This window comes from Glutamicibacter sp. GQ173 (genome assembly GCF_059759215.1).
The window spans coordinates 385883-400377 of sequence record NZ_JCAXDT010000002.1 but is presented as its reverse complement, the minus strand read 5'-3'; the positions used below and the strand labels follow the sequence as shown (position 1 = coordinate 400377).

The 14495-nt window shown below is 60.4% G+C and carries 13 protein-coding genes; 10 read left to right on the top strand and 3 right to left on the bottom strand.

Annotated features, from left to right (window positions below):
- Nucleotides 1–10 precede the first annotated feature (10 nt).
- The 10 genes from AC6CHO_RS05790 to AC6CHO_RS05745 all read left to right on the top strand — a co-directional run bounded on the left by AC6CHO_RS05790 (nucleotide 11) and on the right by AC6CHO_RS05745 (nucleotide 10369).
- Nucleotides 11–751, top strand: coding sequence for a sirohydrochlorin chelatase (locus AC6CHO_RS05790; RefSeq protein WP_498214099.1), 741 nt, complete (start codon nucleotides 11–13; stop codon nucleotides 749–751).
- Nucleotides 752–818: 67 nt separating this feature from the next.
- Nucleotides 819–2519, top strand: coding sequence for a nitrite/sulfite reductase (locus AC6CHO_RS05785; RefSeq protein WP_498214098.1), 1701 nt, complete (start codon nucleotides 819–821; stop codon nucleotides 2517–2519).
- Nucleotides 2516–3238, top strand: coding sequence for a phosphoadenylyl-sulfate reductase (locus tag AC6CHO_RS05780; RefSeq protein ID WP_498214097.1), 723 nt, complete (start codon nucleotides 2516–2518; stop codon nucleotides 3236–3238). The genes AC6CHO_RS05785 and AC6CHO_RS05780 overlap by 4 nt, the downstream gene beginning before the upstream one ends.
- A 10-nt stretch (nucleotides 3239–3248) precedes the next feature.
- Nucleotides 3249–4172, top strand: a complete 924-nt coding sequence (gene cysD, locus AC6CHO_RS05775) for a sulfate adenylyltransferase subunit CysD (RefSeq protein ID WP_060701792.1) — start codon at nucleotides 3249–3251, stop codon at nucleotides 4170–4172.
- 1 nt (nucleotide 4173) lies between these two features.
- A complete protein-coding gene (locus tag AC6CHO_RS05770; protein WP_498214096.1) occupies nucleotides 4174–5469 on the top strand; it encodes a sulfate adenylyltransferase subunit 1 in 1296 nt (431 codons plus the stop codon).
- Entirely contained in the window at nucleotides 5456–6553 is a 1098-nt protein-coding gene (locus AC6CHO_RS05765; protein ID WP_498214095.1) for an ABC transporter substrate-binding protein, read from the top strand. Before AC6CHO_RS05770 ends, AC6CHO_RS05765 begins: the two co-directional genes overlap by 14 nt.
- The gene (locus AC6CHO_RS05760) at nucleotides 6553–7296 is read left to right on the top strand and encodes an ABC transporter ATP-binding protein (protein ID WP_060701789.1); all 744 of its coding nucleotides are present in this window, start codon (nucleotides 6553–6555) and stop codon (nucleotides 7294–7296) included. The genes AC6CHO_RS05765 and AC6CHO_RS05760 overlap by 1 nt, the downstream gene beginning before the upstream one ends.
- Nucleotides 7268–8125 (top strand): ABC transporter permease, encoded by an 858-nt coding sequence (locus AC6CHO_RS05755; protein WP_498214094.1) that lies wholly within the window; start codon nucleotides 7268–7270, stop codon nucleotides 8123–8125. Before AC6CHO_RS05760 ends, AC6CHO_RS05755 begins: the two co-directional genes overlap by 29 nt.
- Nucleotides 8118–8897: a uroporphyrinogen-III C-methyltransferase gene (gene cobA / locus AC6CHO_RS05750; RefSeq protein ID WP_060701787.1), complete on the top strand. Its 780-nt coding sequence runs from the start codon at nucleotides 8118–8120 to the stop codon at nucleotides 8895–8897. Before AC6CHO_RS05755 ends, cobA begins: the two co-directional genes overlap by 8 nt.
- A 17-nt stretch (nucleotides 8898–8914) precedes the next feature.
- Nucleotides 8915–10369: an FAD-dependent oxidoreductase gene (locus tag AC6CHO_RS05745; protein ID WP_498214093.1), complete on the top strand. Its 1455-nt coding sequence runs from the start codon at nucleotides 8915–8917 to the stop codon at nucleotides 10367–10369.
- An 87-nt stretch (nucleotides 10370–10456) separates the two neighbouring features.
- Here AC6CHO_RS05745 and AC6CHO_RS05740 read toward each other — a convergent pair whose 3' ends face one another.
- The 3 genes from AC6CHO_RS05740 to AC6CHO_RS05730 all read right to left on the bottom strand — a co-directional run bounded on the left by AC6CHO_RS05740 (nucleotide 10457) and on the right by AC6CHO_RS05730 (nucleotide 14388).
- Nucleotides 10457–11692 (bottom strand): exonuclease domain-containing protein, encoded by a 1236-nt coding sequence (locus AC6CHO_RS05740; protein ID WP_498214092.1) that lies wholly within the window; start codon nucleotides 11690–11692, stop codon nucleotides 10457–10459.
- 154 nt (nucleotides 11693–11846) lie between these two features.
- Nucleotides 11847–12293, bottom strand: a complete 447-nt coding sequence (locus tag AC6CHO_RS05735) for a DUF2871 domain-containing protein (RefSeq protein ID WP_498214091.1) — start codon at nucleotides 12291–12293, stop codon at nucleotides 11847–11849.
- Nucleotides 12286–14388 carry an MMPL family transporter gene (locus AC6CHO_RS05730; RefSeq protein WP_498214090.1) on the bottom strand — a complete coding sequence of 701 codons (2103 nt, stop codon included), beginning with the start codon at nucleotides 14386–14388 and terminating at the stop codon, nucleotides 12286–12288. The genes AC6CHO_RS05735 and AC6CHO_RS05730 overlap by 8 nt, the downstream gene beginning before the upstream one ends.
- Nucleotides 14389–14495 lie beyond the last annotated feature (107 nt).

Sequence of the window (14495 nt, the reverse complement as noted above, 5' to 3'; positions counted from 1 at the left end):
GATTTATTCAATGAGCCAAGAAACCCAGCGCACGATTCACGTAGTTGCAACATCGCATGGAACGGACAATGCCAACGGCCAACAGCTGATTCACGATCTGCGAGCCCAGCTCGAAGAGCTGGGCCAGAGCCAGATTCCAGCCTCGTTGGTTTGGCACGAGGCCTACGTAGATGTGCAGCAGCCGTCGTTGGATGACGTGGTTGCCGGACTGCCGGATGCGGAACCAGCCGTGGTTCTGCCGCTGCTGGTTTCAGATGGCGTGCACACCACCCTCGACATCGCTAAGGCCGTGGATTCTCGAGAAAATACTGTGTCGGCCGGCCCGCTGGGCCCGATGCCCGAGCTTGCCCAAGTCCTCGCGGACCGGGCCGAAGAACATCTCGACGGTGACCCAATGGTCGTCCTGGCCGCTGCGGGCACCCGGCTTGAAATCGGCCAACGCCAAGTCCTCGACCTTGCCGGGCAAATTTCGCGCATCCTAGACCGCGATGTGCCTGTTGGCTATTGCGCCGGAGCAAAACCACAGATCTCAGAAGTTGTTGACGGCGCGTTAAAGCGTCCGGTCCTTGTTCTGAGTTCCTTGCTGGCCGACGGATACTTCCAGTACAAGCTCGCTAGCACGGGAGCAGATGTGGTGACAAGGCCTCTTTTACCTGACGTAACGATTGCGCAATGTTTCCTCGTGCGTCTCCAAGAGACGCTTAAACAGGCCGGTTTTGTGTCGCCAAATGACGAAGTTCTAACTCAGTAGGCAACCAGCAGTCATGTGACTACTTGCGTTTGCCGTCCCCCTGGGGTGGGTTTCTACGCTTGATTACATGACGCAGACAACCACACCCGCTCGTCCTAAGAGGGCGGCAAAGCCCAACGGCCAATGGAAAATCGACGGCCCTGCGCCGTTGAACGCCAACGAAGAAATGAAGGCCGCAGATAACGGCCTGAACGTGCGCCAGCGCATCGAGGAAATCTACTCGAAGCAGGGCTTCGATTCCATTGACCCAGAGGACCTGCACGGACGCTTCCGCTGGTGGGGCCTCTACACCCAGCGTGCCCAGGGGATCCCGGGCGGCAAGACTGCGACGCTGACCCCCGAAGAACTTGAAGACCGCTACTTCATGCTGCGCGTGCGCATCGACGGTGGTGCGCTGACCACTGAGCAGCTGCGCGTCATCGGCCAGATCTCCACCGAGTTTGCCCGCGACACTGCGGATTTGACGGACCGCCAGAACGTCCAGCTCCACTGGATCGACGTTGTCGACGTCCCTGAGATCTGGCAGCGGCTGGAAGCCGTGGGCCTGCACACCACCGAAGCCTGCGGTGACGTTCCCCGCGTGATCCTCGGTTCGCCGGTAGCTGGCATCAGCAAGGACGAGATCATCGATCCGAGCCCGGTGATCGCCGAAATTTCCCGCCGCTACATCGGCAAGCCGGAATTTGCGAACCTGCCACGCAAGTTCAAGACCGCCATCACCGGCCATCCCAGCCAGGATGTCGTGCACGAAATCAATGACATCGCCCTGATCGGCACCGTCCACCCGGAACTTGGTCCCGGATACGACCTCTGGGTGGGTGGCGGCTTGTCCGCCAGCCCGCGGCTGGGCGAGCGGCTCGGCGCCTTCGTCACCGAAGAGCAAGCACCAGATGTATGGGAAGGCGTTGTCTCGATTTTCCGCGATTACGGCTTCCGCCGCCTGCGCAACCGTGCGCGCCTGAAGTTCCTGCTGGCCGAATGGGGCACCGAGAAAATGCGCCAGGTGCTGCAGGACGAATACCTGGGCTATGAGCTGCCCGACGGCCCGTTGCCTGTCCAGCCGACCGAGGCCGGGGACCACAGCGGAGTGAACGAGCAGAAGGACGGCAAGTTCTACATCGGGCTGACTGCTCCAGCAGGGCGAGTCTCGGGCACCTCGCTGACCGCTCTGGCTGATCTGGCTGAGGCACACGGATCCACCCGGCTGCGCACCACCCCGCACCAGAAGATCATTGCGCTGGACATCGCCGAAGACCAGGTCAAGGACTTTGTCGGTGCGGCCCGAGGCCTGGGGCTGGAAGCGTACCCGAGCCTGTTCAAGCGTTCGGCGATCGCCTGCACCGGTATCGAATTCTGCAAGCTGGCGATCGTGGATACCAAGGACACCATGATCGACGCCGTGGCAAAAATCGAAGATCGCCTGGCCGACCATGAGGGCAAGCTGCCGCGCCAGCTGTCCCTGCACGTGAATGGCTGCCCGAACTCGTGTGCCCGCATCCAGACTGCCGACTTGGGCTTCAAGGGCCAGCTGATCACCAATGAGCAAGGTGAACAGGTTTCCGGCTTCCAGGTGCACCTGGGCGGGACCCTGGCCGGTTTCGAAAATGGCGAAGCCGCCCTGGGCCGCACGGTCCGCGGCCTGAAAGTCGCTGCCGATGAACTCCCCGAATATGTAGAACGCGTTGTCAAGAACTACTCCGCTTCCGCCACAGAAGGCGAGTCTTTCGCCGCCTGGGCCCACCGAGCCGAAGAGGATGAACTGAAATGAGCCAGCAGACCCCTAACCGCACCCGCAGCGAATCCGAACTGCGCGAAATCGCACGGCTCGGAGCTGAAGAGCTGGCGTGGGATGCCAGCGCCACGGAGGTTGTCGCCTTTGCCGCCAAGCACTTTGACCCCAGCGAAGTAGCCGTGGCCTGCTCCATGGCTGACGCGGTGCTTCCGCAAGTCGTTGCCGAGCAGCTTCCGAAGGTCGATGTTCTGTTCCTCGACACCGGCTACCACTTTGTCGAAACCCGCGGCACCCGCGATGAGGTGGCCCGCGTCCTGGACGTGAACATTGTCGATGTCCTTCCCGAGCTCACCGTGGCCGAACAGGATGCCAAATATGGCAAGGACCTCTTTGCCAGCAATCCGGCGCAGTGCTGCCAGATGCGCAAGGTGGACCCGCTGGCCAAGTCCCTGGGCGGCTACAGCGCCTGGTTCACCGGGGTCCGACGCGACGAGGCTTCCACGCGAACCAATACTCCGCTGGTGGCTTTTGACGAAAAGAACGGGCTGGTCAAGTTCAACCCCTTGGCACCGTGGAGCTTTGACGAGCTGATCGACTACGCCACCGACAAGCAGGTCCCCGTGAACCTGTTGCTGTCCAACGGCTACCCATCCATCGGTTGCGAACCGTGCACCCGGCCCGTTGCCGAGGGCGAAGATCCTCGTGCCGGCCGATGGGCCGGGCTGAACAAGACCGAATGCGGCATCCACATCTAAGGAGCAAGCCATGACCATTACCGCTAACGCCCCCACCGGCACCCAGCGCAGCGTACTGGACGCCCTGGAAGCTGAATCCATCCACATCATCCGTGAAGTCCTCGCCGAATTCGAGAAGCCAGGTCTGCTCTTCTCCGGCGGCAAGGACTCCGTGGTGGTCCTGCACCTGCTGGCAAAGGCCGTCGCGCCACTGCGCGTGCCGATCCCTGTGGTGCATATCGACACCGGCCACAACTTTGCCGAAGTCCTGAACTTCCGCGATTCGGTAGTCGAAAAGTACGGGCTGAACCTTGTAGTCGGCTCCGTGCAGGAGTACATCGACCGCGGCGAGCTGACCGAGCTGCCAGATGGCACCCGCAACCGCCTGCAGACCCGTGTCCTGCTGGACACCATCGAAAACAACGGTTTCGATGTCGTCTTTGGCGGCGCCCGGCGCGACGAGGACAAAGCCCGCGCCAAGGAGCGCATCCTGTCACTGCGCGACGAATTCGGCGTTTGGGATCCGCGCAACCAGCGCCCGGAAATCTGGAGCCTGTACAACGGCCGCCACGAGCCGGATTGGCATGTGCGCGCCTTCCCGATTTCCAACTGGACCGAACGCGATATCTGGGCCTACATCCAGCGCGAAAACATCGAGCTGCCATCGATCTACTTTGCGCATTGCCGACAGGTCTTTGAACGAGACGGCATGTGGCGGGCGCTGACCCCGGTGAGCCAGCCCAATGATGACGAGCCGGTGATCATCAAGCAGGTGCGCTACCGCACCGTGGGCGACGCCAGCTGCACCGGAGCTGTGCTGTCGGCCGCCGACACCGTAGGTAAGGTGCTCGACGAATTGGCCATCGCCACCGTCACCGAACGCGGGGCTACCCGCGCCGATGACCGCATTTCCGCCGCGGGAATGGAAGACCGCAAGACCGAAGGGTACTTCTAAAATGACCACCACACTATTGCGCATCGCTACTGCAGGCTCGGTAGACGACGGCAAGTCCACTTTGGTTGGCCGGCTCTTGCACGATGCCAAGGCGATCCTTGCAGATTCCCTGGATGACATTGCCCGCACCAGCGCCGAGCGGGGCTTCGGCGGGGCCGATGGCACCCTGGACCTGGCGCTGGTGACCGATGGCCTGCGCGCCGAACGCGAGCAGGGCATCACCATCGACGTGGCCTACCGCTACTTCTCCACCGACAAGCGTTCCTTCATCCTCGCGGACTGCCCGGGACACGTGCAGTACACCCGCAACACCGTCACCGGGGCCTCCACTGCGGATGTTGCCATCGTGCTGGTGGACGCCCGCAATGGCGTCCTTGAGCAGACCCGCCGCCACCTCGGCGTCCTCGCCTTGCTGCGCGTTCCCAACCTGGTTGTGGCAGTGAACAAGATGGATCTCATCGGGTGGGATGAGCAGGCCTTTGGCGCCATTGAAGCCGAAGTCCTGTCGCTGGCTGCGGAACTGGGCCTCAAGTCAGCCACTGTTATCCCGGTCTCTGCACTGCAGGGCGATAATGTGGTTGAACCATCCCAGGCGGCTCCGTGGTATTCCGGTCCCACCCTGCTGGGCCTGCTCGAAGAACTGGAGCCGAAACTCGGCAGCGGCACCGCACGCCTGGATGTCCAGTACGTGATTCGCCCGCAGGGCGCCCTCGCTCCAGGCCTGGATCCGGAAGCCTACCGCGATTACCGAGGATATGCCGGAACCCTGGTCGACGGCACCTTGAACGTGGGGGATTCCGTGCAGGTGCTCTCCAACGGCCAGCCAGCAGCCAGCAGGGTCAAGGCCATCAGCACCCCTGCCGGTCCAGCCCAGAGCGCCCAAGGCGGCGAGGCGGTTGTTGTCGAGCTGGAATCGGACGTGGACATTGCCCGCGGCGACACCATCGTGGCCGGTGAACTGCCTGTGGCACAGCGCGAGTTCCAGGCGAACATCTGCGTATTGGATCCGGTAAAGCTCACCGGCGGCCAGCGACTGCTGATCAAGCACGGAACCAAGGTAGCCGCAGCCAAGCTGTCGACCATTGATTACGTGATCAACGTGGCCGACTACTCGCAGCAGCCCGCCGAATCCCTGGAACTCAACGACCTGGGCCGGATCACCCTGCGCAGCCAAGCCGCCTTGGCAATTGAACAGTACGCCTCCTCGCGTACCGGCGGCAGCTTCTTGCTGATCGATCCAACCACGGGTCGAACGCTGGCCGCGGGGATCATCGAGGAAAAACATGAAGCGGCCTGAAACTGCTGAACCGGCAAGGCATGGCACTCGTGTGCGCCTGACGGCTCATGGTCCCGAGGCGGGATATGGCGGCAGGTTTCTTGGGCTTGCAGGCGTAGGGGTGCTCGCTGCCCTGGCAGTGGTCACGGCCTTGTTGCCCGGGCCCAGCGACGAACAGGCGCAAGCTGCGGATCTTGGACCCGCAGCCGAACTGAAAGTTGGCTACTTCGCGAACCTGACGCATGCTCCAGCCCTGATTGCCCAATCCGAAGGAATTCTTCAGGACGCGGTGCAAGACGACGGAACCAAGGTGCAGAGCCAGGTTTTTAATGCAGGACCCGCAGCGGTGGAAGCACTGAACTCCGGTGCCATTGACGCGGCATACCTAGGGCCAAACCCGGCGTTGAACAGCTACCTCTCCAGCCGCGGTGAATCATTGCGGGTGGTATCTGGTGTAGCCTACGGCGGTGCCAGCCTCGTGGTGAACGACCAGATCAGCAGCCCTGGGCAACTGGCTGGCAGCAACCTGGCTAGCCCGCAGTTTGGCGGCACTCAGGACGTGGCGTTGCGTAACTACCTCAACGGGCTAGAGCTGAACCAGGACGCAACCGTCACACCGAGTTCCAATGGCACAGTGGCCCAGCTATTTGGCCGCGGAGAAATCGATGGCGCTTGGCTTCCTGAGCCTTATGCGTCGCTGCTGGTGGAAAAGTACGACGGCCATCGCCTGGTCAACGAGTCGCAGCTGTGGCCTGACGGAAAATTCCCGACGACAGTTTTGGCTGTTTCCCAGGACTTCCTGGCAAGCCATCCGGAAACAGTCCAGAAATTGGTGGATGCCAATACAGAGGCAATCAGCTGGTTGAACCACGCGGATGAAAAGCAAAAGCTCGAGGCCGTGCAATCCGCTTTGGTGAAGGCCAATGGAAGTTCGTTTGATGAGTCAGTGATCGCTTCTGCGCTGAAACAGATTTCATTCAGCGAAGATCCATTGCCTGAAACCTACCAAACGCTGGTGGACCATGCGGCCGCTGTTGGCGTTGGCTCCACGGGTGATGCACAAGGGCTTGTCGACACTCGCTTTCTCAACCAACAGGAGCGGTAATGGGAGTTCTACTCAATGAAGTATCGCTGAGCTATCCTGGCACGGGGCTGGTCATTGACCGGCTCAGCGCTGAAATTGAAGATGGCGAATTTATTGCAGTTCTCGGCGCCTCCGGATGCGGGAAATCCTCCTTGCTGAATATGATCGCCGGCTTGCTGGCGCCGAGTTCTGGATGGCTGGAAGTACCTGAAGACGGGGCCGCCTTCATGTTCCAGGACGCAAACTTGTTGCCTTGGCTGACTGCCAGCCAAAACGTCGACTTGGCCTTGAAGCTTGCCGGTTACCCGGTAGAGAAGCGGCCAGCACGAGTTGAAGAATTGCTGGATCTTGTTCAGCTGGGGCACGCCAGCAGCAAAAAGCCCCACGAGCTATCCGGCGGCATGCGCCAGCGGGTAGCCCTGGCCAGGGCTCTGGCACAGGACCGGCAGGTCTTGCTGATGGATGAGCCTTTCGCGGCGCTGGATGCCATTACCCGCGACATGCTCCATGAACAGCTGCGCGCCTTGTGGGAGCAAACGGGAAAGACGATCATCTTCGTTACGCACAATGTTCGCGAGGCAATTCGGCTGTCCGGACGGATCCTGGTGCTCTCTTCGCATCCGGGACGAATTCTGGAAACCCGCCGGATCACCGACGAATTACGCCAGGACCCAGCCCAAGCGGCCGCACTGGCAGATGAACTAACCACGATTTTGAGAAAGGAGCAGCGGAAGCATGAGCTCACTGACCGAGTCTCCAACTGAGTTGAAGCCATTGCAGCATTCAAAGCTGCGCCAGCGCAGCCGCCTGGACGCAGTGGTCGCACCGTTGCTCACCGTGGTGGTACTGATTAGCCTGTGGCAGATCATTTCCTGGGCCAGCCCGCTGCGCGAGGATCTCTTCCCGGGCCCGCTGGCTGTGGCCCAGAAGCTTCCACAGCTGCTCTCCGACGGATCGCTGCTTTCAGCGGTGGGCACATCGCTATTCCGTGCCATCAGCGGATTCGCTATCGCGGTGGTCGTTGCGACCCCTGTGGCGTTGCTCCTGGCCCATCAGCCTTTGCTGCGCAAAGGTGTCGGCCCGCTGGTATCGGCGATGCAGGTACTGCCCTCCATCGCGTGGGTTCCAGCGGCAATCATCCTCTTCGGATTGAGCGACGCAACCATTTACACGGTCTTGCTGCTCGGCGCGATCCCGTCCATCATCAACGGGCTGCTCGCCGGAATCGACATGATCCCGGCACAGTACAAGGCGTTGTCCAAGGTGCTTGGCGCCTCCAAATGGGAACATGTCATGCACATTGAGCTGCCAGCTGCCATGCCAGGCTATGTTGCAGGATTGCGCCAAGGGTGGGCCTTCGCCTGGCGCTCGCTGATGGCGGCCGAATTGATCGCGGTGGGCGGCTCGCTGGCCCTCGGCGTAGGTTCGCTGTTGCAGCGTGGCCGCGACCTGGCAGATCTGCCATTGGTCATGCTGGTGATCCTGACCATCCTGCTGGTTGGCGTGCTGATCGAATTAGTATTCTTTGCTCCGATTGAACGCAAGCTTTTGCGTGATCGCGGCATGAGCCGAAATGGAGACAACAATGGCTAAAGGACATATCACCCTCATTGGCGGTGGCCCCGGTGATCCAGAATTGATTACCGTCGCCGGCTACAAAGCGCTTTTGTCCGCCGATGTGGTTTTGGCTGACCGTCTTGGCCCCACCGCATTGCTGGCCGACTTATCTGATGACGTCCTGGTGATCAACGTGGGCAAGTCGCCTGGCTGCCACGTAAAGACCCAGGATGAGACCAACGAGCTTTTGGTCAAGCACGCGCTTGAAGGAAAGCACGTGGTCCGGCTTAAAGGCGGAGACCCCTTTGTCTTGGGTCGCGGCGGGGAAGAGATGCTCTACGCCGCCGAATACGGGATTTCCACGCGCGTGATTCCCGGAATCACCAGCGCCATTTCGGTTCCCGGCGCTGCCGGCATCCCGGTGACGCACCGTGGAATCGCTGCGGGATTCACCGTAGTGAGCGGCCATGCCGAACTGGCCGACGTGCCGATTCGCTCCGATCACACCCTTGCGGTGCTGATGGGAGTATCAAATTTGGCACTAATTGTTGAGACATTGCTTACCCGAGGTTTGCCGTCAAGTACGCCAATTGCGATAGTTGAGCGAGGTTACTCACAGACGCAGCGCACAACTATCGGTACGCTAGAAGAGATTGTAGTGCGCGCCCGCAAGGCCGCAGTGGCGAATCCGGCCGTCATCGTCATCGGTGATGTCGTTCGGCTAGCCCCGGAAGCCTCCGACCAACTGGTAGACCTCCTGCCGCTAGAGAACGCCGATGCCACCGAGCCGGCCTCATTCGTTGACTAAGAAAGAGAAGTTGTTTGATGAGTGAAATTATCGTCCCTGATCACCTGGCCTCCCGGGCACTGCGCGTGGCCATCGTTGGCGCCGGTCCTGCAGGCATCTACGCAGCAGACCTGCTGAACAAGAGCCAGCCAGTGTCCAGCGGTCAACTGAAACTGCACGTCGACCTCTTCGATGAGCTGCCCACCCCTTTCGGCCTGATCCGCTACGGCGTATCCCCGGATCACCCGCGCATCAAGGGCATTATCAACGCACTGCACAAGGTGCTCGACAATGACTGGATCAATTTCTACGGCAATGTCGGTCTGGGCCGAGACATCAGCCTCGACGACCTGCAGGCACGCTACGATGCAGTGATCATCTCCACCGGCGCCCAGAAGGACGCCGACCTGAACATCCCGGGCATCGACTACGAAGGCTCCTTCGGCGGCGCTGACTTCGTTTCCTGGTATGACGCGCACCCGGATGCAGACAAGAACTGGGACCTGTCGGCCAAGGAAGTTGCTGTTATCGGCAACGGCAACGTGGCCCTCGACGTCGCTCGCATTCTCTCCAAGCACGCTGACCAGCTGCTGGAGACCGAAATCCCAGAGCACATCTACCAGCAGCTGAACGACTCGGCCGTCACCGACGTCCACGTCTTCGGCCGCCGCGGACCAGCCCAGGTGAAGTTCACTCCTCTGGAACTGCGCGAACTGTCGCACTCCAAGGATGTAGACATCGTGCTGTACCCGGAGGACTTCGAATTCGACAAGGCTTCGGACGAAGCCATGAAGACCAATAACCAGACCAAGACCATGGTCTCGACCTTGACCAACTGGCTCATTGAGCAGGAAGAACGCGAAGAGGCACCAAGTGCTTCACGCCGCCTGCACTTGCACTTCCTGCAGTCGCCAGTCGAGGTTCTCGGTGAAGACGGCAAGGTCACCGGCCTGAAGGTGGAACGCAACGAATTGGACGGAAACGGCGGTGCCCGCGGCACCGGCGAGTTCGTCGAATACCCGCTGCAGGCCATCTACCGCGCCGTAGGCTACTTCGGCTCGGCCGTTGACGACATTGAGTACGACGGTGCCAAGGGTGTACTGCCAAACATCGAAGGCCGTGTTCTTGACGCTGCCGGAACCCACGTTCCGGGCCTCTACGCAACTGGCTGGATCAAACGTGGCCCAATCGGCCTGATCGGCCACACCAAGGGCGACGCCCTGGAGACCATCACCCACCTGCTTGAGGACCTGACCCAGCTGGCTGAGCCTGAATCCTCGCAGCAGATCGCAGAACTGCTTGAAAGCCGCGGTGTGGCCTTCTCGGACTGGGACGGCTGGAAGACATTGGACGAACGCGAGAAGGAACTCGGCGCAGCCGAAGGCACCGTCTCCACTCGCTTCGGTGACATCACCCGTGACCGAATCAAGGTTGTCGAGCGCGAGGCCATGATGGAATTCTCCCGCGCAAAAAAATTAGCTGAGAGCCTGTAAGTCTCACCCCAGGCTCTGAATCCTAATGGCGGTGGCTGCTGGCAATAATTTGCTGGCAGCCACCGCCATTGGTGTATTCGGCTGTACTCAGAGCAGTACGTTCCACAGGTAGTCTTCGCCTACGATCGGTATGCCGTAGTCTCGTGCCTTCTTGGCTTTTCCAGACAGAGAATCGGGATCGGCCGCCACCAGCAGCGCCACCTTCTTGGTGACAGCGCGATGCGGAGTGAACCCCGCCCGGGCGAGCTGCTCCTCGATATCGCTCCGAGCGCGTGACATGTCGCCCGTGAGCACGACCAGGGAGCCGTGCGGAACCTCGTGGCTGCTTGCAGGAGCAGCGCTTTTCGGCAGATACTGTGCAACTGCTGGGGCAATTTTCGCTTCGTTGATTTTTTGTGCGGGCAAGCCCAACAGGGCGAGGACCTTGGAAAGATCAGCAATTTCGTCGTCTGCCAGAACACCGTCTGCCCAGGCAGCAGCAACCAGCTGCTGGAAGTAGTGCTCGTGAAGGGCCAAAGCGGCCTTCTTGTCCAGGCCGATATCCGAAGCTGTCTGCAGCAGCTGGGCTTCCTCGTGCGCAGAGAGATAGCGATCCATGAGTGCAAGATCCAGTATGGCTAGATAATTCTCTTCTGTCTCGGTACCGGAGAATTCAGGAAGCCTTGCCGCAAGCTTTTCCAGGAAATGGCCCGCAGGCTTGTCCGTTGAGCGTGATCGAACAACCGCCGGGACACGGAGTGCCGGCACGGAATTGAACCAGCGGTTGGCCGTGGCAGCATGCAGCCGGTGATCCCAATCTGGTTCGTCTGGATCCAATTCCATGTATCGGGAAAGCAAAACTGCGGTTGCCGATGCGTCGCCCACGGCACTGTGCGCTTGCTGCAAATCAATACCAAATGAATCGCAGCAATCCTGGAGCGAACGCCCGGCTCCTTGCCGATATCGATGAGACAAGCGCATAGTGCATAAGCCCTGGGATAGGAAGTCCTCGGGAACAGGAGCGCCTGCCTTGCGGAATTCGGCATCCAAGAAACGCGCGTCAAAGGATAGGTTGTGTCCTACGAGTACAGTGCCGGACAAACGCCAATGAAGTTCTTCGGCCAGCTGGCCAAAGGTCGGCGCGTCGAGAAGATCGCGGCTCTGGATTCCATGAATCGCCTGCTCCCCAAGATCTCGCTGTGGATTGACCAAGGTTTCCCAGGAGCCTACGACTTCTCTTGCGCGGTTCATCGTCACAATAGCGATTTCTGCGATCCGGTCATTGCCGCCGGGGAACAACCCAGTGGTTTCGGTATCGACGATGGAGAATAGCTCGTGGCTCATTTACCTGCTCCTGACGAAAACGTGGTTGCGTCAATCTATAACAGCCTGATCGTGAAGATGCACTACTTTTCTTCAACGTGCGCATTCGACAGGCAGTGCTGCCCAGACCCTGTCGGCCTGGGCAGCACGGATGCCGTGCGTAGAGCAGCAAGGGCTATCGGCCTGCGAATGGCACCTTGTCGTCGAGGCTTTGTGTTCTAACGCTGCGGCGAAGCATTATGAACAGCAAGATCATGCCTGCAGCGATCGACATGTGGCCAAGACCGGCGACACCCGAAATCATCTTGGAAGACTCCATGCCTAGTACGGTCATAGAGCCGTGGGTGAGCTGCATTCCCGCGGTCAGGATTACGCCTGCGTTGTAGGTTCCCATGAACCAGGCAAAAAGCTTGCGGTACTTGCTTAGCCTGAAAGACTTCTCCAGCAGCAATACCAGCAGCAGCATGATAAAGCCCAGAACCAGTAGGTGGGTGTGCACCACCGAAAGCTGGGTCCACTGTCCCTCGGGGAAGCCATTGATCTTGGTGAATTCGCGGTAGAAAAGACCTGAAGCAACACCAAGGAGCATATAGGCGAAGGAGAAATTAACGAGATTACGCATCGATTTTGCTTTCTTTCTGAATGGCTGGTTGTGCAAAAGACTTGGCGGGTGGGGAAGCTTTGCCAAAGATTGGACGCTTTCCTGAGCCCAGGACAGCGAAGAGCGAGGGCAGCATCAGTGTTCGAACCACGAAAGTATCGAGCAGGACGCCGAGCCCGACTATCAAGCCCAGCTGGCCCAGAACCGTCAGCGGCAAGGTTGCCAGGGCCGCGAACACGCCAGCCAACACGAGTCCGGCACTGGTAATGACTGATCCCGTGCGGCTAGCTGCCATGACGACTGCTTCACGCAGATCCAGTGCCTGCGCGTCTTGTCGCACACGCTGCGTCAGGAATATCGTGTAGTCCACGCCAAGGGCTACCAGGAAGACGAAGGCCAAGAGCGGCACTTGGACATCCAGTGCTTCAGCTTCGAAGACTACCGAGGAAACCAGGGAGCCGAGGCCAACAGCAGCGGCAGCGCTGAGCAGATTTGCCGACCCCAAGGCCAAGGCGGTGCGCCACGAGCGGGTGAGCCAGCCGAGCATCACGAAGCAGATGGCCATGATCAGCGGGGCAACTAGGTACAAGTCGCGCAAGTGCATCTGGTGGGAATCCAGCTGTTCGGCGCTCTGCCCGCCCATCAGCACCTGCCCTCTGCCGATTGCTGCCGCGGTATCGCGCAGATCATCCACCAGACCCTGGGCTTGGGCGGAGCTGGGATCAACAGCCGGAATGACGGAGAACTGCTGCCACGAGGTCTTCCCGAGCTGATGGACCTCGCCCACACGCTTGACGTTAGCGACGCTTGAGAGATCATGGCGCAGTACCTCGGTATCGATGTCTTGCGCCAGTACCGTGATCGGCTGTGTTTCACCGGCGGAGAAGTGTTCAGCGATAGTCTGCATGGCGTTGGTTGATTCGGTGGCCGTGCGGAACTGCTGGGCCTGGTCCAAGCCAATGCGCGTCCCGGACAGCGCACCTGCAAGAACCAGGAGCAAAACCGCCAGCGCCGCGAGGTTCAGCCCCGGGCGGTTCATCACAGAACGAGCGGCACGACTGAAGAAGTTTTCCTTCGTGGCCTCCTGACCTGGACGAGGAATCAAAGGCCAGAAGGCATTGCGGCCGCATATGGCCAAGACCGGAGGCAGGAGGAATAGCGCGAAGACCACGGCGATCAACAATCCTGCGGCGCAAACGATGCCCAATCCGCGGGTATCTTCCATGGCGGCCAGCCCCAGAGTGAGCAGTGCCAAAACCACGGTCAGGTTTGAAGTCAGGATGGCTTCAAAGCTGGATGCCCACGCCCTGGATAGCGCTTGGCGATGATCGGCGATTTTGTGCAGCTCATCGCGATAGCGGGAGATCAGGAGCAAGGCGTAATTGGTGCCCGCGCCGAAGACCAATACGCTGAGCACCCCGGAGTCGAAGTGCAGATCGAAGGCGTTGCCCAGCAAATTGGCCACCAGCGAGGCGCTGCGATCGGCGATGGCAATCACGACCAGCGGGATCAGCCAGAGCACCGGTGAACGGTAGGTGAGGATCAGCAGGACTGCCACGATGCCGACGGTCACGGCCAGCAGGGTGAAATCAGCCCCCGCGAAGGCGTTGGTGATGTCCACCGCGAATGCGGTGGAACCTGTGACCTGCAGCGCCATCCCATCGGCGCTATGGTCTTGGACCCAGTCGCGGATCTCGTTGAGCTTCTCACGATCGGCCTGATCTGAGACCGTGCCCCAGATCAGCGGAACCATCGCTGCCCGCTGGTCCTCGCTGGCCAAGGTGCGCCCTGCGGTGACCCCGACGTCGTGGCTCAGTGTCGTGCTGCGCTGATCCAGGGACGCCATGTCAGCGTCGCCCAAGACCTGGCCATCGGGGCGGTTGGCCACCAGCAGGGCCGAGCTCTGGGAATCGGTGGTGTTGGCCTCCAGGATTTCGGCGACCTGCGCCGAATCCGAGCCGTCGACCAGGGAACTGGCCGAACGGGCGGGGGCCTGGATGCTGCTCAGGGCTCCGAAGAGCACAAGGACCACTGCAAAAACTGCGGTGGCCCAGATGCGGGCACCGCGGCGGCTGGTCAGCGAATCGCCGACCCGGGAGATAACTGGAACTTTCATAGTTCCAGTCAACGAGATTTTGCGGGTTCAGCCATCGTGGAATGAGGTGAATAAAAGATCAACCGAAAGGTTGAGAGCACCTCTGGCGTGTCGGCCACACGATAATC